Below are 18,352 nucleotides of genomic sequence, written 5' to 3' on the forward strand. Positions count from 1 at the left end.
ATGAGAGACGAGAATGAGTAACGTGACTTCATCAGCCGGTAAAATTCAGGTCCGTAATCTGAACTTCTATTACGGTAAGTTTCACGCGCTGAAAAACATCAATCTGGATATCACCAAAAATCAGGTGACCGCGTTTATCGGCCCATCAGGTTGCGGTAAATCCACTTTGCTGCGCACCTTCAACAAAATGTACTCGCTCTATCCGGAGCAGCGTGCCGAAGGTGACATCCTGCTGGATGGCGATAACATTCTGGCTTCCAATCAGGATATCGCCCTGCTGCGCGCCCGCGTCGGTATGGTGTTCCAGAAGCCTACGCCATTCCCGATGTCGATTTATGACAACATCGCCTTCGGCGTGCGGCTGTTTGAGAAGCTGTCGCGTGCCGATATGGATGAGCGCGTGCAGTGGGCGCTGACCAAAGCCGCGCTGTGGAATGAAACCAAAGACAAGCTGCATCAGAGCGGTTACAGTCTTTCCGGCGGTCAGCAGCAGCGTTTGTGCATCGCCCGCGGCATCGCGATTCGCCCGGAAGTGCTGTTGCTGGATGAGCCTTGCTCCGCGCTGGATCCGATCTCAACCGGTCGTATTGAAGAGCTGATCACCGAACTGAAGCAGGATTACACTGTGGTGATCGTGACTCACAACATGCAGCAGGCTGCGCGTTGTTCTGACCACACCGCTTTTATGTATCTGGGCGAGCTGATTGAGTTCAGCGATACCGATACCTTGTTCACTAAGCCCGCAAAGAAGCAGACCGAAGATTACATCACCGGTCGTTACGGCTGATTCAGGAGACGCACATGGATAATTTAAATCTGAACAAACACATCTCCGGTCAGTTCAACGCGGAGCTGGAGCACATTCGCACGCAAGTGATGATCATGGGCGGCATGGTTGAGAAGCAGCTGATGGACGCCATCACCGCGATGCACAACCAGGATGGCGAGCTGGCGCGTCACGTCATCGACGGCGACCAGAAGGTCAACATGATGGAAGTGGAGATTGATGAAGCCTGTGTGCGCATCATCGCCAAACGCCAGCCGACCGCCAGCGATTTGCGCCTGGTAATGGCGATCATCAAGACCATTTCTGAGCTGGAACGCATTGGCGATGTGGCGGAAAAAATCAGCCGCACCGCGCTGGAGAAGTTCAGCCAGCAGCATCTGCCGCTGCTGGTGAGCCTTGAAGCGCTTGGTCATCACACCGTGCAGATGCTGCACGACGTGTTGGATGCGTTCGCGCGCATGGATCTCAACGAAGCCATCAAAATCTACCGCGAAGATAAGAAGGTGGATAAAGAGTACGAAGGCATCGTGCGTCAGCTGATGACCTACATGATGGAAGATCCGCGCACTATCCCAAGCGTGCTGACCGCGCTGTTCTGCGCGCGCGCCATCGAGCGTATCGGCGATCGCTGCCAGAACATTTGCGAAATTATCTTCTATTTCGTCAAAGGTCAGGATTTCCGTCATGTGGGCGGCGACAAGCTGGATGAACTGCTGTCGGGCGATGACGGCAGCAATAAACCCTCTTGATTGATGCGTCGGCGGCCCGTTGCCACTGTGGCTAACGGGCTGCCTGCTTAAATTCTGTCTGTTCTCATCGATTCCCTCTCTTTATACTTGGCGCACTTTTTTCTGCCAGGTGCTGTTACATGTCTTCCCCAACTCCTCAAAAACAAGCCATTACACCGGCGAAAGCCATGGTGGCGGCTATCAGCGGCTACGCGATGGACGGATTTGATCTGCTGATTCTTGGCTTTATGCTGCCGGCGATCAGCGTCTCGCTGGCGCTCGATCCGTCTCAGGCCGGTTCGCTGGTCACCTGGACGCTGATTGGCGCAGTGATCGGCGGCATCGTGTTTGGTCATCTGAGCGATCGTTATGGCCGCATCCGTATCCTTACCGTCACTATTCTGGTGTTCTCGGTATTCACTGGCTTGTGCGCCGTGGCGCAGGGTTATTGGGATCTGCTGGTGTACCGCACGCTGGCGGGCGTGGGATTGGGCGGCGAGTTCGGCATCGGCATGGCGCTGATTGCCGAAGCCTGGCCGAAAGAGAAGCGCAACCGCGCCTCGGCGTGGGTGGGCATTGGCTGGCAGCTCGGTGTGCTGCTGGCGGCCTTTATCACGCCGCCGCTGCTGAGCGTGATTGGCTGGCGCGGCATGTTCCTCGTCGGTTTGCTGCCGGCGCTGGTCTCGTTTGTGATTCGCCGCAGCATGGGCGAGCCGGAGAGCTTTACCCGCCACGTGGAGAAAACGCCGCAGCTCTCCTTTGGCGCACGTCTTAAATTACTGTTTGCCGATCGCGCCACCAGCAAAGCCAGCCTGGGGATTTTCATTCTCTGCTCGGTGCAGAACTTTGGTTACTACGGATTGATGATTTGGATGCCGAGCTATCTGTCGTCCAGCTTCGGTTTCAGCCTGACCAAATCAGGCTTGTGGACCGCGGTGACGGTGGTGGGCATGACGTTCGGCATCTGGCTGTTTGGCGTGCTGGCCGATCGCTTCGCGCGCTGGAAAATCTTCCTGCTGTATCAGTTCGGCGCGGTGGTGATGGTGGTGGTGTATGCGCAGCTGCGCGATCCTACGGTGATGCTGTTTACCGGCGCGCTGATGGGGATGTTTGTGAACGGCATGATCGGCGGCTACGGCGCGCTGATTTCCGATACTTTCCCACCGCAGGCGCGCGCAACAGCGCAGAACGTGTTGTTTAATTTGGGGCGTGGCGTGGGCGGATTTGGTCCATTGGTGATTGGCCTGCTGGCGACCAATATCTCTTTCACCGCGGCGATCACGCTGCTGGCGCTGATTTATCTGCTGGATATCGCCGCCACGCTGTTCCTGCTACCGAAGAAGCAGAGCAACGAGGATTCGTTAGGGGCGATTGGCTGATTTGGATTGTGCTGGCTGTCCCCCTCCTCGGTCCTCCCCCATGAATGGGGGAGGAAGATGCTGCAATATGTGGGTTGGGAGTTGCATGTGGCAGCATCTCCTTCCCCCATTCATGGGGGAAGGCCGGGATGGGGGACAGCCAGCACGAACCGAGGAGGGGGAAAACGAGCTCTACCCCACCAAATCCCAGCCACGCGCGCGCCACAAATCCGGCAACTGCGCCATATCATCAAAGCGCGTCACCAGCGGATGATCGAGTTCGGGATTGTGCGCATCGGCGCAGTAGTAAAACACCGGAATCCCGGCCGCGATCCCGGCACGCGCGCCCGCTTCGGAATCATCCACCAGAATGCACTTCTCAATCGGCACCTGCATCTGCTCGGCGGCGTGATACATCAATTCCGGATCCGGCTTCCAGTGGTTAATGTCATACCCGCTGTACAGCTTGCCATCGAGATACGGCAGCATGCCGGTCAATCCCAGCGAATGCTGCATCTTCTTCACCGTGCCGTTTGAAACCACACACATTGGTACTTTCACGCGCTCCACCAGCGCTTTGGCACCGGCAATCGGCTTCAAATCGAGATCAAACAATCTCGCCACTTCGGCGCGATAGGCGGTTTCCACTTCTTCGAGTGGCAGTTCAACCTGATGTTCGGCTGCCACATCGCGGATGATGTCGTAGAGCTTTACCCCTTTATACTGCTCAAACATTTGCTGCAGAGAGCGTTCAATACCGTAGCGGGCAAAGGTGTTGACGTAAGCTTGCGTACAGATCACTTCGCTGTCGACCAGCGTGCCGTCGCAATCAAAAAAAATACATTCCACCGACATCGCACATCATCCTTTTGTTAAACAATAAGCTGACACTCTAGCGCACTGAGCGCAGAAAGCGACCCTGAGCAACCGGTTGCGAAAAATCAGTGTTTTGCCACGCTAAACTCTATAGGATACGCGGCGATAAATTTTTTAGCGGAACAGTGGAATGACTAATCAGGGCCTTTTGCAGCGCATCTTCAAACTGCAGGAACACGGAACCACCATGCGTACCGAAGTGATTGCCGGTTGCACGACTTTCCTGACGATGGTGTACATCGTTTTCGTTAACCCGCAAATTCTCGGTGTAGCGGGCATGGATACGCAGGCAGTGTTTGTTACTACCTGCTTGATTGCCGCGTTCGGCAGTATTCTGATGGGGCTGGTGGCGAATTTGCCGGTAGCACTGGCACCGGCGATGGGCCTGAACGCCTTCTTCGCCTTTGTGGTGGTCGGGGCCATGGGATACTCGTGGCAGATTGGTATGGGCGCGATTTTCTGGGGCGCGCTGGGTCTGCTGATCCTCACACTGCTGCGCGTGCGTTACTGGATGATTGCCAACATTCCGCTCAGCCTGCGTGTTGGCATCACCGCTGGTATTGGTCTGTTTATCGCCATGATGGGGCTGAAAAACGCCGGAATTATCGTGCCAAACGCCGATACCATTGTAGCTGTGGGTAATCTGACCTCGCACAGCGTGCTGCTTGGGGCGCTGGGTTTCTTCATCATCGCAATTCTGGCTTCCCGCAATATCCATGCGGCGGTGCTGGTGTCGATTGTGGTGACGACCGCGCTGGGCTTGATCATTGGCGATGTGAAATTCAGCGGCGTGTTCGCCGCTCCGCCAGCGATCACTTCTGTTGTGGGCCAGGTTGATATCAAAGGCGCGTTCAACATCGGCATGGCCGGGGTGATCTTCTCCTTTATGCTGGTGAATCTGTTCGACTCCTCCGGCACGCTGATTGGCGTGACCGATAAAGCCGGGCTGACCGACGAGAAAGGCACTTTCCCACGCATGAAGCAGGCGCTGTACGTTGATAGCATCAGTTCGGTGACCGGTTCGCTGATTGGTACCTCATCGGTAACCGCCTACATTGAAAGTTCGTCCGGCGTGGCGATCGGCGGTCGTACCGGCCTGATGGCGGTGATCACCGGGATTCTGTTCCTGCTGGTGATGTTCCTGTCACCGCTGGCGGCGATGGTGCCGTCCTATGCGGCGGCGGGTGCGCTGATTTACGTTGGCGTATTGATGACGGCGTCGCTGTCACGCGTGCAGTGGGACGATCTCACCGAAGCGGTGCCAGCGTTTGTTACTGCGGCGATGATGCCGTTCAGCTTCTCGATCACGGAAGGTATCGCGCTGGGCTTTATCTCTTACTGCGTGATGAAGTTGGGAACCGGCCGCTGGCGTGAAATCAGCCCGTGCGTGGTGGTGGTCGCGCTACTGTTCGTGCTGAAAATCGTCTTTATCGATGCCCACTAAACAGTAAAGGCCGCTGATGCGGCCTTTTTTACGGATGTCCCATCTCATGCGGCGTGACCAAACTGGTCAGGCGCAGCGTATGCGGCCCGATATTGGGTTTACTCATCTCGACATCGCGCAGTGCTTGCCACTGCTGCGCGCCATCAATCTCCCACAGATGTAAGCGTTCGGTGCCGGGCGACAGCGCGCATGACCACACCAGCGTGGGCTCAGCATCACACACCGCCTGAATATCGGGGAACACGGTGGAACGCAGCCGACCGGCCGCAGGATGCAAACGCAGTGAATCAATACCGCTATCGGTTTCGCCGGTGAGCTTGAGAATGCTTTGGCGCAGCGTCCAGATTTGCGTCAGCGCTTCCATGAAATCCTGCTGCGCGTTAATCCATGCTTTTTCGCCGGAGGAGAGATCCTGTGTCAGCATATCCTGTGTTTGGCGACTGTGTGCGCGCACAATTTCCATATCCAGTCCGGCGCGGCCGCCTTCTTCGGCCAGCAGCACACCGATAGTGTTTCCGGCGTAGGAGATGCTGAAATCGGGCAGGTTGGCATCGGCAAAACAGGGACGTCCGCTGCTGCTGGTCGTTAGCGCGGGGAGTTCGCGGATACCGTAGACGCGTAACATCAGCTGAGCCAGCAGTTCGCGTGCGGCGAGAAAGCGTCCGCGACGCTTGTCAGCGAAGCGCTGAGCGCTGTTGATCACTTCTTGTGGCACCCGCATGTTCTCAGAAGAAAAGGGCGGATTACCTATCCAACGTACAAAATGACTAGCCATCTGTCGCTCCATGAAAATGGTCGAATAATCATCAGTGCTATTGTAAGAATTTTCTCATGGGTTTGCATCCGGCTTAAGATGGAATAGGCGATATTTCAGATAAGGACGAAGCCATGCGGCAATCCCATTTGGCAACTTTGCATAGAACGCTTTTGCAGAAACCTGCCGGATTGAGTGCCTAACTGTGTGATGTGGTGTAGGATTTGGGCAGTAAAACAGCACATCAAAGTGCGCTAACTCTTCATTCATCTGCCCATTGTGCGCATTGTTAAAACAGGCACGTCGGAGTTTTTTATGTCAGATACCGCTATTTCTCGCCAGGAATCGATCTCGCTTGATGAGTTTCGTCACGGCATGCGTCGCTTAACCGCGGGTGTTTCTCTGGTTACCACCGAATTTCAGGGCGAAAAGCTGGGGCTGATTGCCACGTCGGTCAGTTCGCTTGCGGCTGAGCCACCCAGCCTGCTGGTGTGCGTGAATCGTAGCGCGTCCAGTCATGATGCTTTTATCGCAGCCGGCCATTTTGCCGTGAACGTGCTGCGTGAGCAGCATGACGACTTATGTGCCCAGTTCAGCCAATCCTCACGCCGCGCCGAGCGTTTTCAAAACGGTACGTGGCAGACGCTGAATACCGGCGCGCCGATTCTGGCTGATGCGCTGGTGAGTTTTGATTGCCAGCTGGAGAAGGTAGTGGAGTGGAACACGCACAGCGTGCTGCTGGCGCGTATCGTGGGCATTGCTCTGCCAGGTGAAGCGGCAGAGCCGATGATCTACTTCAACAGCGGCTTCCATTCACTGGGATAACCGCTTGAAACGGGCGTCGTGGGCTAAGCCCGACGCCTTTTCTCAATCAGGCAAAGGTGCTGGCTTCATCAAAGCCGAGACGTGGCAGACGCGCGTGCAGTTTGCTGGCTTCGCCATAGCCGAGATTGATCAGTAAGTTCACCTGCCATTTGCTCTCGCTAAAGAAGGCGTCGTTCACTTTTGTCGGATCGAAACCGGACATCGGGCCGGCATCCAGGCCCAGCGAACGCGCGGCCAGAATCAAATAACCTGCCTGCAAGCTGCTGTTACGGAACGCGGTCTCTTTCGCCAGATCCGGGCTGCTGGTAAACCAGCTGCGCGCATCACCATGCGGGAACAGCTTCGGCAGCGCTTCGTAAAACTCAGGATCCCACGCCACGATCACCGTTACCGGAGCGGACATGGTTTTGTCGACGTTGCCGGAGGAGAGCGCGGGTTTCAGCTTCTCTTTGCCTTCCTGCGAGGTCACAAACACAAAACGGCCCGGCGAGCAGTTAGCCGAGGTTGGGCCCAGCGCGGTCAGATGATAGAGCTGCTCCAGCACCTCACGAGAAACCGGTTTGTCCTGCCAATAGCTGTGGGTGCGGGCTTCAATGAACAGCGTGTTCAGCGCCACGCTGTCGAGCGTTGTACTCATGTTTCTCTCCTGTTCAGGCAGCAACTTGCGCCCAATATTTAGCATGAATAATGAATGTACCCAGCAGGACCTGTTCGCCGGGCAATGATCGTTATACTGCAAAGGCGTGGGAGAGCCAAATAACAAAGACGCATGTCTACCGGGCGCCAGATGCGCATGAATGCGCACCCGACATGAGAACGCCGCAGGCCATTACTTACCAATACAGAAACTGGAGAAGATTCTGCCCAGCAAATCGTCGGAGGTGAATTCACCGGTGATTTCGCTCAGCGCTTGCTGCGCTAAACGTAACTCTTCTGCCAGTAATTCGCCGGCCCACGCGCCTAACAGCTGATGCTTGCCCTGCTGCAAGTGCGTTGCGGCTAACTCCAGTGCTTGCAGATGGCGGCGGCGTGCGAGAAATCCGCCTTCCATATTGCCGGCAAATCCCATGCTCTGTTTCAGGTGATCGCGCAGCGCTTCCACACCTTCCCCGGTGCGCGCCGAGAGACGAATCAGTGAGTGACCGTTCACTTCAGTGAGGCCCAGCTCTTCGCCGGTCATATCCGCTTTGTTACGCACCACGGTAATTGGCAGCGCTTCCGGCAAACGGGCAACAAAATCTGGCCAGATGGCGGCGGCTTCAGTCGCGTCTGTGGTGGTGCCATCGACCATAAACAGCACGCGGTCGGCCTGCTCGATCTCCTGCCACGCGCGTTCAATACCAATGCGCTCGACCTCGTCGCTTGCTTCACGTAAACCGGCAGTATCGATGATGTGCAGCGGCATGCCGTCGATATGGATATGCTCGCGCAGGACGTCGCGCGTGGTGCCAGCGATATCAGTCACAATCGCCGCTTCGCGTCCGGCTAAGGCATTCAGCAGGCTCGATTTTCCGGCATTGGGACGACCGGCAATCACCACTTTCATCCCTTCACGTAGCAGGCTGCCCTGACGCGCTTCGGCACGCACGCCGTCGAGGTCGCCGATCACTACATTGAGCTGTGCTTCAATTTTGCCGTCGGAAAGGAAATCGATCTCCTCATCCGGGAAGTCGATGGCCGCCTCCACATAGATGCGCAGGTGAGTAAGTGCTTCCACAAGTGCGTTGATGCGCAGGGAAAACGCGCCCTGCAGCGAGTTTACCGCCGAGCGGGCGGCTTGCTCTGAGCTGGCATCGATTAGATCGGCAATCGCTTCGGCTTGCGCCAAATCGAGCTTGTCGTTGAGGAAGGCGCGTTCGGAGAATTCACCAGGTTGCGCAATGCGTAATCCGGGCAGCGCTACGATGCGCTTGAGCAGCAGGTCGAGAATCACCGGGCCGCCGTGGCCTTGCAACTCCAGCACATCTTCACCGGTGAAGGAGTTCGGGCCAGGAAACCACAGCGCAATGCCCTGATCCAGCACGCTGCCATCGGCGTCGGTAAAGGGCAGATAGTCGGCATAGCGCGGCTTTGGCAGCTTGCCAAGCACGGCTTGCGCTACCTCAGCGGCTTTGGCGCCGGAGATACGCAGAATGCCAACGCCGCCACGGCCGGGAGGCGTCGCCTGGGCAACGATAGTGTCGCTGTGGCTCATGATTCCACCTTAAACTTTTAGGGTATTAATAAATAAAAATAGGGCGACATAAATGTCGCCCTTTGATTATACGCTGCTGCTGGTCGCAGTCAGGCGTTACGCTTTCTTCTTGTCGCGGCTATGCAGACCACGTTTTTCCAGGCCGCGATAAATCATCTGCTGCTGGAGAATGGTCACCAGGTTGCTGACGATGTAGTACAGCACCAGACCTGATGGGAACCACAGGAAGAACACGGTAAAGATCACCGGCATGTAGGTCATGATCTTCTGCTGCATCGGATCGGTCACGGTGGTCGGTGACATCTTCTGAATGAAGAACATGGTGATACCCATGATGATCGGCAGAATGTAGTACGGATCCTGCGCTGACAGGTCATGAATCCACAGAATAAACGGCGCATGACGCAGTTCAACCGAGCCTGACAGCATGTAGTACAAGGCCAGGAAGATTGGCATCTGGATAACCAGTGGCAGACAGCCGCCCAGCGGGTTCACTTTCTCCGCCTTATACAGCGCCATCATTTCCTGGCTCTGTTTCTGCTTATCATCGCCCAGACGTTCACGCATCGCCTGAATCTTCGGCTGCAGCATACGCATCTTCGCCATCGAGGTGTACTGCGCTTTAGTCAGCGGGTACATGATGCCACGTACGATGAAGGTGATAACGATAATGGAGAAGCCCCAGTTACCGATAAAGCTGTGGATGAACTTCAGCAGTTTAAACAGCGGCTGCGAGATGAACCACAACCAGCCGTAATCCACGGTCAGATCCAGGTGAGGCGCGATGGCTGCCATCTGGTCCTGAATTTCCGGGCCTACCCACAGCGTTGCGCCGAGATCTTGCTGTGCGCCTGCGCCAACGGTCACAGGAGCAGATTTGTAGCCAATTGCCGCTACGCCATTGCCGAAGTTAGTGGTGTACAGCGTGTTATTACCCTGCGTGCGCGGCACCCAGGCGGTAGCAAAGTACTGCTGCAGCATCGCCACCCAACCATTGCTGGTGGTGGTGTTCAGGTTCTCGTTATCCGCGATGGTGTCGAATTTATATTTTTCGTATTTCGCATCGCTGGTTGAGTACGCTGCGCCACGGAAGGTGTGCAGAGCAAAGTTGTTGCTGCCGGTATCGCGGTGCTTAGGCACCTCGATGGTCTGCTTCAGCTGACCAAACATCGATACTTCCAGCGGCTGCTGAGTGGTGTTGTTGATGTTGTAGTCAACGTTTACCGCATACTCACCGCGCTTGAAGACGAACGTCTTGGTGTAAACCACGCCGTTTTCACCGGTCCAGGTCAACGGTACGCGCAGTTCGCTCTGGCCATCTGCCATCACGAAGCTATCTTGCGAAGTGGTATACAGCGGACGTGCGCCATTGTTCGGGTTATCCGGGCCGTTGCGGCCAGTTAAGCCACTCTGCGCCTGATAAACGAAGGCCGGTGTAGTTTCAAGCAGCTGGAACGGTGCATCTGAACCCAGTTTGTCCGGGTAAGTCAGCAGCTGAGCCTGCTCAATATCGCCACCACGCGTATTGATGTTGAGTGACAGGACATCTGTCTTAACGGTGATCGTTTTGCCCTGTCCGCTAGCCGGCACGCCGGAAGTGGCGGCATCACCCGCTGCGCTGTTTGTGTTTTGCGTGGTCTGGGTTTGCTGTGGCTGCGGAGCGTGGTCCGTCTGCCAGGCTTGCCAGATCATAAAAGACACGAACAGAAAAGCGATGAGAAAGAGATTGCGTTGCGAATCCATCGTTAATGTTCTCTGGTATCAAAGGTTTTTGGCGGCACAGGATCGTCACCACCCGGGTTCAAAGGGTGGCATTTTAATACGCGTTTTATCGTCAACCAACTGCCTTTTACAACGCCAAAGCGGCGCAAGGCCTCAATCCCATACTGCGAACAGGTGGGATGGAACCGGCAATGAGGTCCCAGCAGTGGGCTGATGGCGCGTTGATAAACGCGTATCAGGGCAATCAGGAGCCGCGAGCCAGGCGACAGTGACGACGCCATAGTTTCTCCAACGCTTCCGTCAGCGCACGGTTATCCAGGTCAGCAATCCCTTTTTTAGCCACGATCACAAAATCCATTGCAGGGAGCTCATGTTGACGCAGACGAAAGCTTTCGCGGGTCAATCGCTTGATCCGGTTGCGTTCGTGGGCGCGTTTTACATGTTTTTTTGCGACGGTGAGACCGATGCGGGGATGCCCCAGCGCGTTAAGTCGGCCGAGTATGGTGATTTGCGGCGTACCGGCTCGTTGTGGCTGCTGGAAGACGAAAGTGAAATGAGTGGGAGTTAACAAACGTAACTCCCTGGGAAATGCGAGCTTAACCACGAGGGTTAGCTTTATTACTTAGAAACGGTCAGACGAGAACGGCCTTTAGCACGACGACGTGCCAGAACCTGACGACCATTTTTTGTTGCCATACGAGCACGGAAACCGTGTGAACGGTTGCGCTTCAGTACGGACGGTTGAAAAGTGCGTTTCATGGCGATTTCTACCTAAACTTGAAAATTTTCACTGGGTGACGCGTTTTCGGGCCAGTAAATCGACCAACGCCTCAATGTGTCTTTAATAAAGAGGCGGGATTGTAATAATTGTACAGTCCAGAGTCAATTCACTTCGCTGGTCGCGGCACCTGGAAACCCAGATACAGCCCGCTGATTCCGGGCATCAAGGCTTCACGCAATAATGCCGGGTGGGGAATTATACGGGCTGTGGGTTAAAGCGCAAGGATCGCGCAGGATCTTCTTGCGATCAGTTTGCAGATTTGCTGCACGGAAACGAGAGCTTGCCAGAAAAATTAACGCTTTCAGCCACATTAACGCTGGCTTTTTTCGCAGAAAGCGTAAACTCATTATCACTTCAGTAGCCTGTGGATAAATTGGATCAAAACTGTGTAGAAAGGGAAGATCTCTGTGCAGCTTTACGTTATGATCCGCCCTTCCGCTGACGATCCTCGCTGCGATCGCCGGGGAAGACTACCGCGAATAGCGGTCGCAGGCGCTTTCCAACCGTCTGTGTCTAAAAATTACGTTTCTATTTATTAGCGCCTAAAATTCTTATCGATTTTGTACGAGTGGAGTCCGCCGTGTCACTTACGCTTTGGCAACAGTGTCTTGCCCGTTTGCAGGATGAGCTTCCTGCCACCGAATTCAGCATGTGGATTCGTCCGCTGCAAGCTGAATTAAACGACAATACGCTGACCTTGTATGCACCAAATCGGTTTGTACTCGACTGGGTTAGAGATAAATATCTCAATAGTATCAATGGGCTGCTGAATGAATTCTGCGGTGCAAATGTGCCTTTACTGCGTTTCGAAGTCGGTACGCGCCCTGCAGCACAGGTCACCACTAACCAACCGGCGATGGCCAGTTACAATGCGCCCGCGCCGATCGAAAATCGTCCGGCACCCGCGCAAATTTTGCGTCCAAGTTGGGATTCCGTTCCCGCACCGGCCGATGTGACTTACCGCTCCAATGTGAATAACCGTCATAACTTCGACAACTTCGTTGAAGGTAAATCGAACCAGCTGGCGCGCGCGGCGGCACGTCAGGTGGCGGATAATCCTGGCGGCGCTTATAACCCACTGTTCCTTTATGGCGGCACCGGCCTGGGTAAAACTCACCTGTTGCACGCGGTGGGTAACGGCATTATTGCGCGCAAGCCTAATGCCAAAGTGGTGTACATGCACTCTGAGCGTTTTGTGCAGGACATGGTTAAAGCCTTGCAGAACAACGCCATTGAAGAGTTTAAGCGTTACTACCGCTCGGTTGATGCGCTGCTAATTGATGACATTCAATTCTTTGCCAATAAAGAGCGCTCGCAGGAAGAGTTCTTCCATACCTTCAACGCGCTGCTGGAAGGCAATCAACAGATCATCCTGACCTCGGATCGCTATCCAAAAGAGATCAACGGCGTAGAAGATCGCCTGAAATCACGTTTTGGTTGGGGTTTAACGGTGGCGATCGAGCCGCCTGAACTGGAAACGCGTGTCGCGATCCTGATGAAGAAAGCCGATGAAAACGATATTCGCCTGCCGGGTGAAGTCGCCTTCTTTATTGCTAAGCGTTTGCGTTCTAATGTCCGCGAGCTGGAAGGCGCGCTGAACCGCGTGATTGCCAACGCGAACTTTACCGGTCGCGCGATTACCATCGATTTCGTGCGCGAAGCGCTGCGCGATCTGCTGGCGCTGCAGGAAAAGCTGGTCACCATCGATAATATTCAGAAAACGGTGGCCGAGTATTACAAAATTAAAGTGGCGGATTTGCTGTCGAAACGCCGTTCGCGTTCGGTAGCGCGTCCGCGCCAGATGGCGATGGCGATGGCGAAAGAGCTCACCAATCACAGCTTGCCGGAGATTGGCGATGCGTTTGGTGGTCGCGACCATACCACCGTGCTTCACGCTTGCCGTAAAATTGAGCAGCTGCGTGAAGAGAGCCACGACATTAAAGAAGATTTCTCTAACCTCATTCGAACACTATCTTCCTGACGCATATGAAATTTATTGTAGAACGTGAGCAGTTACTGAAGCCACTGCAACAGGTTAGCGGTCCACTTGGCGGACGCCCGACGCTGCCAATCCTCGGAAATTTACTGCTGCAAGTAAGCGAAGGCTCGCTGCGCTTGACCGGTACCGATCTGGAAATGGAAATGGTAGCCCGTGTTGCGCTGACGCAGCCACACGAGCCGGGCGCCACCACGGTTCCTGCGCGTAAATTCCTCGATATTTGCCGCGGTTTGCCGGAAGGCGCTGAAATCAGCCTGACGCTGGAAGGCGACAGAATGCTGGTGCGTTCTGGCCGCAGCCGTTTCTCGCTGTCAACGCTGCCCGCCAGCGACTTCCCGAATCTGGATGACTGGCAGAGCGAGGTGGAATTCACCTTGCCGCAGGCGACGCTAAAACGCCTGATTGAAGCCACGCAGTTCTCAATGGCGCATCAGGATGTGCGTTATTACCTCAACGGTATGCTGTTCGAAACCGAAGGCGAAGAGTTGCGTACCGTCGCCACCGATGGTCACCGCCTTGCAGTGTGCTCCATGCCGATTGGTCAGGCGCTGCCGAACCATTCGGTGATCGTGCCGCGTAAAGGGGTGATTGAGCTGATGCGTTTGCTCGACGGTGGCGAAACGCCGCTGCAGGTGCAAATCGGCAGCAGCAACATCCGCGCACACGTTGGCGACTTTATCTTTACGTCGAAGCTGGTTGATGGCCGTTTCCCGGATTATCGCCGCGTATTGCCGAAGAATCCCGACAAAGCGCTGGAAGCCGGCTGTGATATTTTAAAACAGGCGTTTGCGCGTGCGGCGATTCTCTCGAATGAGAAATTCCGCGGTGTTCGCATCTACATCACCGAAAATCAGCTCAAGATCACGGCGAATAACCCAGAGCAGGAAGAAGCGGAAGAGATGCTGGATGTCTCTTACAACGGCACCGATCTGGAGATTGGCTTCAACGTCAGTTACGTGCTGGATGTGTTGAATGCGCTCAAGTGCGAGAATGTGCGTTTGCTGCTGACCGATGGCGTATCGAGCGTGCAGATTGAGGATGTGGCCAGTCCGGCTGCAGCCTACGTCGTGATGCCAATGCGTTTATAAATATCGGCCTGGCTTACTTGCCATTCTGGTCCCGGGCAGTGCTCGCCCTTGGTCACATACTTCAGTATGCTCCCAAGTTCTGCGCGCTGGCCGTAACCAGACTGGCTGCGCCGCCGACGGCCTGGATCTCAAATGTTAGGTAAAATCCCCCTCTCGCTGGATTCGTTATGGCTTTAACCCGCCTCCTGATTAAAGATTTTCGCAATATCGAGCAGGCCGATCTGGCTTTGGCGCCGGGATTTAATTTCCTTGTCGGTGCCAACGGCAGCGGTAAAACCAGCGTGCTGGAGGCGATTTACACGCTAGGGCACGGTCGCGCATTTCGCAGTTTGCAAGCGGGCCGCGTGATTCGTCACGATCAGGACGCCTTTGTGTTGCACGGCCGCATTGAAGGCAGCGAACGTGAAATGTCGGTCGGTCTGACCAAGAATCGCGCTGGCGACAGCAAAGTGCGTATTGATGGCAGCGATGGTCACAAAGTCGCCGAGTTGGCGCAGCTGCTGCCGATGCAACTGATTACGCCGGAAGGATTTACCCTGCTCAATGGCGGTCCAAAATATCGTCGTGCCTACATCGATTGGGGCTGCTTTCACGCCTCGTCTGGTTTTTTCCATGCCTGGAGCAATTTGCGTCGCCTGCTGAAACAGCGCAATGCGGCGCTGCGTCAGGTTTCGCGCTACAGCCAGATTCGTCCCTGGGATCAGGAACTGGTGCCGCTGGCCGAACAGATCAGCGCCTGGCGCGCCGAATACAGCGCGGCGATTTCCCGCGAGATCATCGCCACCTGCGGTCAGTTTTTACCGGAGTTTGCGTTGACGTTCTCTTTCCAGCGCGGCTGGGATAAAGAGAGCGACTACGCCGAACTGCTGGAACGCAATTTCGAGCGCGACCGCGCGCTCACGTATACCGCCAGCGGCCCGCATAAAGCCGATTTTCGCATTCGTGCTGAGGGCACGCCGGTGGAAGATTTACTCTCACGCGGCCAGTTAAAACTGCTGATGTGCGCGCTGCGCTTAGCGCAGGGTGAATACCTGACGCGCAGCAGCGGACAACGCTGTTTGTATTTGATTGATGACTTTGCCTCAGAGCTGGATGACACCCGTCGTCGGCTGTTAGCTGAACGCCTAAAAGCCACGCAGGCTCAAGTATTTGTCAGCGCCATTGGTGTCGAGCATGTAATCGACATGAGTGATGAAAAGGGCAAGATGTTCCGCGTGGAACAGGGTAAAATAGTGGTTCAACCTGAAGATTAAATGAGCGAGAAACGTTGATGTCGAATTCTTATGACTCCTCAAGTATCAAAGTCCTGAAAGGGCTTGATGCGGTACGCAAACGCCCGGGTATGTACATCGGCGATACGGATGACGGCACCGGTCTGCATCACATGGTATTCGAAGTCGTGGATAACGCAATCGACGAAGCGCTCGCCGGTCACTGTAGTGATATTACCGTTACTATTCATGCAGATAACTCTGTCTCGGTGCAAGATGATGGTCGTGGTATTCCTACCGGCATTCACCCGGAAGAGGGCGTCTCTGCTGCTGAAGTGATCATGACCGTCCTGCACGCAGGCGGTAAATTTGATGATAACTCATATAAAGTTTCCGGTGGTCTGCACGGCGTTGGCGTTTCAGTCGTAAACGCCCTGTCACAGAAGCTGGAGCTGACCATTCGCCGTGAAGGCAAAGTGCATCAGCAGGTTTATCAGCACGGTGTGCCGCAGGCACCGCTGGCGGTGTCCGGTGATACCGATGCAACCGGTACTCGCGTGCGTTTCTGGCCGAGCTACGAAACCTTCACCAACGTGATTGAGTTTGAGTACGAAATCCTGGCGAAACGCCTGCGTGAACTGTCGTTCCTGAACTCTGGCGTTTCGATTCGTCTGGAAGACAAACGCGACGGCAAGAACGATCACTTCCACTACGAAGGCGGCATCAAGGCGTTCGTTGAGTATCTCAACAAGAACAAAACCCCGATTCACCCAACGGTGTTCTACTTCTCGACGGAGAAAGATGGCATTGGCGTGGAAGTGGCGTTGCAGTGGAACGATGGTTTCCAGGAAAACATCTACTGCTTCACCAACAACATTCCACAGCGCGACGGCGGTACGCACCTGGCGGGCTTCCGTGCGGCAATGACGCGTACGCTGAATGCCTACATGGATAAAGAGGGCTACAGCAAAAAAGCCAAAGTCAGTGCGACCGGTGACGATGCGCGTGAAGGCCTGATTGCTGTGGTTTCCGTGAAAGTGCCGGATCCAAAATTCTCTTCTCAGACCAAAGATAAGCTGGTCTCTTCTGAAGTGAAATCGGCGGTTGAGCAGCAGATGAACGAACTGCTGGCGGAATACCTGCTGGAAAACCCGTCTGACGCGAAAATCGTGGTTGGCAAAATCATCGATGCAGCGCGTGCGCGTGAAGCTGCCCGCCGTGCTCGTGAGATGACGCGCCGCAAAGGCGCGCTGGATTTGGCCGGTCTGCCGGGCAAACTGGCCGACTGTCAGGAGCGCGATCCGGCGCTGTCTGAAATCTACCTGGTGGAGGGTGACTCTGCAGGCGGATCAGCCAAACAGGGTCGTAATCGTAAGAATCAGGCGATTCTGCCGCTGAAGGGTAAAATCCTGAACGTGGAGAAAGCGCGTTTCGACAAGATGCTCGCTTCGCAGGAAGTTGCCACGCTGATCACCGCGCTGGGCTGTGGTATCGGCCGTGACGAATACAATCCGGACAAACTGCGTTATCACAGCATCATCATCATGACCGATGCGGACGTCGACGGCTCGCACATTCGTACGCTGCTGTTGACCTTCTTCTACCGTCAGATGCCAGAAATCGTCGAACGTGGTCACGTCTATATTGCGCAGCCGCCACTGTACAAAGTGAAGAAAGGCAAGCAAGAACAGTATATTAAAGACGACGAAGCGATGGATCAGTATCAGATTTCCATCGCCCTCGACGGCGCAACGCTGCACACCAACGCCAGCGCACCGGCGTTAGGCGGCCAGCCGCTGGAAACGCTGGTGGCGGATTTCAACGGCACGCAGCGCATGATCAAACGTATGGAGCGCCGTTTCCCTACGGCTCTGCTGCGCGGCCTGATCTACCATCCGACCTTAAGCGACCTCAGCGATGAAGCCGCTGTAAAAGGCTGGATCGACGGTTTAGTGGCGTATCTGACCGAACGTGAAGCACACGGCAGCAGCTATCTGGCCCATGTCCGCGCCAACCATGAGCAGAAGTTTGAACCGGTGCTGCGTGTGCGCACGCACGGCGTTGATACCGATTATCCGCTGGATAGCGAATTCATCGATGGACCGGAATACCGCAAAATCTGTGCGCTGGGCGAGCAGCTGCGTGGCCTGATCGAAGAAGATGCCTATATCGAACGTGGCGAACGTCGTCAGCCGGTCACCAGCTTCGAGCAGGCGATTGAGTGGCTGGTGAAAGAGTCGCGTCGCGGTCTGTCAGTCCAGCGTTATAAAGGTTTGGGTGAGATGAACCCAGAGCAGCTGTGGGAAACCACCATGGATCCCGATAGCCGCCGCATGTTGCGCGTGACCATCAAGGATGCGATTGCTGCCGATCAGCTGTTCACCACCTTGATGGGCGATGCGGTAGAACCGCGCCGCGCCTTCATCGAAGAGAATGCGCTGAAAGCCGCCAACATCGATATCTAATCGACACGTCAACACGTAAAAACCCTTCCCTGGTGGAAGGGTTTTTTATTTTCCGCCCGGCAAAACGCGCAAAGCCCGCTGCGGTAAAAAATCTGAATGGGGCGCGAAACTGGTCAATGT

Annotated in this window: 17 protein-coding genes; 9 read left to right on the forward strand and 8 right to left on the reverse strand. The window is 55.2% G+C overall.

The genetic code is table 11. The annotated features are described in order from the left end of the window. The first annotated feature begins 13 nt into the window (after window positions 1–13). The 3 genes from pstB (at window position 14) to KVT28_RS17885 (ending at window position 2,894) form a co-directional block, all read left to right on the forward strand. Window positions 14–787 carry a phosphate ABC transporter ATP-binding protein PstB gene (gene pstB, locus KVT28_RS17875; protein ID WP_101763905.1) on the forward strand — a complete coding sequence of 258 codons (774 nt, stop codon included), beginning with the start codon at window positions 14–16 and terminating at the stop codon, window positions 785–787. 14 nt (window positions 788–801) lie between these two features. Continuing rightward, a complete protein-coding gene (phoU, locus tag KVT28_RS17880) occupies window positions 802–1,536 on the forward strand; it encodes a phosphate signaling complex protein PhoU (protein WP_007893583.1) in 735 nt (244 codons plus the stop codon). A gap of 119 nt (window positions 1,537–1,655) precedes the next feature. Then, window positions 1,656–2,894, forward strand: a complete 1,239-nt coding sequence (locus KVT28_RS17885; RefSeq protein ID WP_217549507.1) for an MFS transporter — start codon at window positions 1,656–1,658, stop codon at window positions 2,892–2,894. Between the two features lie 171 nt (window positions 2,895–3,065). Here the strand turns inward: KVT28_RS17885 and yieH are convergent, their stop codons facing one another. Then, complete coding sequence (gene yieH, locus KVT28_RS17890) at window positions 3,066–3,728, reverse strand: 6-phosphogluconate phosphatase (protein ID WP_192414277.1); 663 nt, start codon at window positions 3,726–3,728, stop codon at window positions 3,066–3,068. 151 nt (window positions 3,729–3,879) lie between these two features. On the opposite strand from yieH, the gene KVT28_RS17895 reads away from it, so the two are divergent. After that, window positions 3,880–5,193, forward strand: coding sequence for an NCS2 family permease (locus KVT28_RS17895; protein WP_217549509.1), 1,314 nt, complete (start codon window positions 3,880–3,882; stop codon window positions 5,191–5,193). A gap of 28 nt (window positions 5,194–5,221) precedes the next feature. On the opposite strand, the gene KVT28_RS17900 is transcribed toward KVT28_RS17895, so the two are convergent. Continuing rightward, the gene (locus KVT28_RS17900; RefSeq protein ID WP_110868240.1) at window positions 5,222–5,968 is read right to left on the reverse strand and encodes a 4'-phosphopantetheinyl transferase superfamily protein; all 747 of its coding nucleotides are present in this window, start codon (window positions 5,966–5,968) and stop codon (window positions 5,222–5,224) included. 294 nt (window positions 5,969–6,262) lie between these two features. On the opposite strand from KVT28_RS17900, the gene KVT28_RS17905 reads away from it, so the two are divergent. Continuing rightward, the gene (locus KVT28_RS17905; protein WP_101763900.1) at window positions 6,263–6,772 is read left to right on the forward strand and encodes a flavin reductase family protein; all 510 of its coding nucleotides are present in this window, start codon (window positions 6,263–6,265) and stop codon (window positions 6,770–6,772) included. Between the two features lie 46 nt (window positions 6,773–6,818). On the opposite strand, the gene KVT28_RS17910 is transcribed toward KVT28_RS17905, so the two are convergent. From KVT28_RS17910 to rpmH, 6 genes are all read right to left on the reverse strand, one after another. Continuing rightward, window positions 6,819–7,409: a malonic semialdehyde reductase gene (locus tag KVT28_RS17910; protein WP_217549511.1), complete on the reverse strand. Its 591-nt coding sequence runs from the start codon at window positions 7,407–7,409 to the stop codon at window positions 6,819–6,821. Window positions 7,410–7,601: 192 nt separating this feature from the next. Continuing rightward, the gene (gene mnmE, locus KVT28_RS17915) at window positions 7,602–8,966 is read right to left on the reverse strand and encodes a tRNA uridine-5-carboxymethylaminomethyl(34) synthesis GTPase MnmE (protein ID WP_137386828.1); all 1,365 of its coding nucleotides are present in this window, start codon (window positions 8,964–8,966) and stop codon (window positions 7,602–7,604) included. A 96-nt stretch (window positions 8,967–9,062) separates the two neighbouring features. After that, the gene (yidC, locus tag KVT28_RS17920) at window positions 9,063–10,709 is read right to left on the reverse strand and encodes a membrane protein insertase YidC (RefSeq protein WP_217549513.1); all 1,647 of its coding nucleotides are present in this window, start codon (window positions 10,707–10,709) and stop codon (window positions 9,063–9,065) included. 2 nt (window positions 10,710–10,711) lie between these two features. Beyond that, entirely contained in the window at window positions 10,712–10,969 is a 258-nt protein-coding gene (gene yidD, locus KVT28_RS17925) for a membrane protein insertion efficiency factor YidD (protein ID WP_007893564.1), read from the reverse strand. Further along, window positions 10,933–11,292, reverse strand: a complete 360-nt coding sequence (gene rnpA / locus KVT28_RS17930) for a ribonuclease P protein component (RefSeq protein ID WP_036648555.1) — start codon at window positions 11,290–11,292, stop codon at window positions 10,933–10,935. Before rnpA ends, yidD begins: the two co-directional genes overlap by 37 nt. A 14-nt stretch (window positions 11,293–11,306) precedes the next feature. Then, a complete protein-coding gene (gene rpmH / locus KVT28_RS17935; RefSeq protein ID WP_003849659.1) occupies window positions 11,307–11,447 on the reverse strand; it encodes a 50S ribosomal protein L34 in 141 nt (46 codons plus the stop codon). Between the two features lie 602 nt (window positions 11,448–12,049). On the opposite strand from rpmH, the gene dnaA reads away from it, so the two are divergent. From dnaA to gyrB, 4 genes are all read left to right on the forward strand, one after another. Next, on the forward strand, window positions 12,050–13,450 hold the full coding sequence (gene dnaA / locus KVT28_RS17940; protein ID WP_101763897.1) for a chromosomal replication initiator protein DnaA: 1,401 nt from the start codon (window positions 12,050–12,052) through the stop codon (window positions 13,448–13,450). A gap of 5 nt (window positions 13,451–13,455) precedes the next feature. Continuing rightward, entirely contained in the window at window positions 13,456–14,556 is a 1,101-nt protein-coding gene (dnaN, locus tag KVT28_RS17945; RefSeq protein ID WP_008105300.1) for a DNA polymerase III subunit beta, read from the forward strand. Window positions 14,557–14,723: 167 nt separating this feature from the next. Continuing rightward, complete coding sequence (gene recF, locus KVT28_RS17950) at window positions 14,724–15,809, forward strand: DNA replication/repair protein RecF (protein WP_217549515.1); 1,086 nt, start codon at window positions 14,724–14,726, stop codon at window positions 15,807–15,809. Between the two features lie 17 nt (window positions 15,810–15,826). Next, entirely contained in the window at window positions 15,827–18,232 is a 2,406-nt protein-coding gene (gene gyrB, locus KVT28_RS17955; protein WP_101763895.1) for a DNA topoisomerase (ATP-hydrolyzing) subunit B, read from the forward strand. Window positions 18,233–18,352 lie beyond the last annotated feature (120 nt).

Origin of the sequence: Pantoea sp. GbtcB22, assembly GCF_019091025.1 — a bacterium.
Taxonomy (GTDB): domain Bacteria; phylum Pseudomonadota; class Gammaproteobacteria; order Enterobacterales; family Enterobacteriaceae; genus Pantoea; species Pantoea leporis.